Genomic DNA, 1,359 nt, shown 5'->3' with positions numbered 1-1,359 from the left:
GTTTGAGTCAAGACTTTGTGGGAGATTTTTTTCTCGACCGATTTTATTGGTTATATATGGTTTTATGGACTTGTTTCATGTAAGCGCTTTTATATGCTCTTATCCTGTAGGTATGTGCCTATATCTGTGTTTTTAAAAACCTTTCAATGCTTGCAATACCTCGTAAATCGGTGCCCCTGAAGATTGGCGAAGGTATGGGATGTTATCTCGTACCACTTCTGCCATTTGCGTTTGCACGCGCTTTAGTGCCTTTTTCACGATCGCTTCTCGTTTCGTTTCTTCTCGTTCTTCCACGCAACACATCACTCCATGGCGTGTCCGAATAAGTAACGTATCTTTTATCGCGACGATCGCTCGCAACATCGCTTCAATCCCTGCGTCCTTCCAACTTCGACCGTTTTTGCTTCGCTTCGCAAACACATGCATCGTTCCTTCCGCACTGCCCATCGCTCTCATGTTTGTCGTGTCGATCCCTTTTTCCTTCAACCATACGCGATAGTCACGCAAACATCCTGGCATCTCCTCGATTCGACGAACAAGCGCCTCGAGTTGCTTTTCCTTCTCCTCATGTTCTAGCGTACCGATGGCACTTGTGAGTTCTCGTAACACCCCCTCTTCATCCCATGACGCGAATGTTTTTCGAATCGCCCGATATCTCGCATGACCTCGGAACAATTGCCGAATCTCTCTCGCCACATGGAACCGATCGAGCTGAAAGTACCCTCTATCTCCGAAATATTCACGACAAGCCGTGATCCATGGGGCACCATCTCCATTGATGACGACCCAATCTTCTAGTGGATCATACCCATATTCTTTCACTAAGAAGCTCTCGACGGCTTCCCAGATCGGCTCATTCGTTTGATGAACATAGTAGCGTCGGTTCACCAAAGAAACTCGTTTGCCGTTTTTCTCCCATCCTTGGTGAATCGTCACAATTTTCTCTTCTTTTCCTTTCCTGCGGCTTCGTTGCCGTTTGACGTACAACCCGTCCGCTTCAATGAAAAACACCCGACCTTTTTTCTCCATCTTGCGGTGTCCAACGACTTCAGCCTCGACAATCAACTGACGAATCGTTTCGTGGCTCACGCACGCATATCCCACCAGTTTCTCTAAGGACTGGGCAGCTTGTCGATACGATGAACCTGTCACTGCCAGATGAATCGCTGTTTCTTCTAACAACGGACTGACTCCATGTGCTCCCTCAAACTGAAGAAAAGCATCCAATAGACAGACATACCTCCGTTTTTCTCGATCGAAGTAATAGTTCCGCTTGACTTCCAATTCCCCAAACATCGTCTGCATCCGTATCATCCGCTTATCTTTGAGCGCGTATCGTTTTTTATCTCGTTTTTCCGC

At 46.9% G+C, this 1,359-nt stretch carries 1 protein-coding gene; it reads right to left on the bottom strand.

The window, feature by feature from the left end; genetic code table 11:
- Nucleotides 1–132: 132 nt before the first annotated feature.
- On the bottom strand, nt 133–1,359 hold a 1,227-nt coding region (locus tag HNQ82_RS14810; RefSeq protein WP_183250469.1), incomplete at its 5' end, for an ISLre2 family transposase.

It is taken from the genome of Anoxybacillus tengchongensis, assembly GCF_014201585.1.
GTDB lineage: Bacteria > Bacillota > Bacilli > Bacillales > Anoxybacillaceae > Anoxybacillus > Anoxybacillus tengchongensis.
This window is presented reverse-complemented; position numbering and strand designations above follow the sequence as displayed.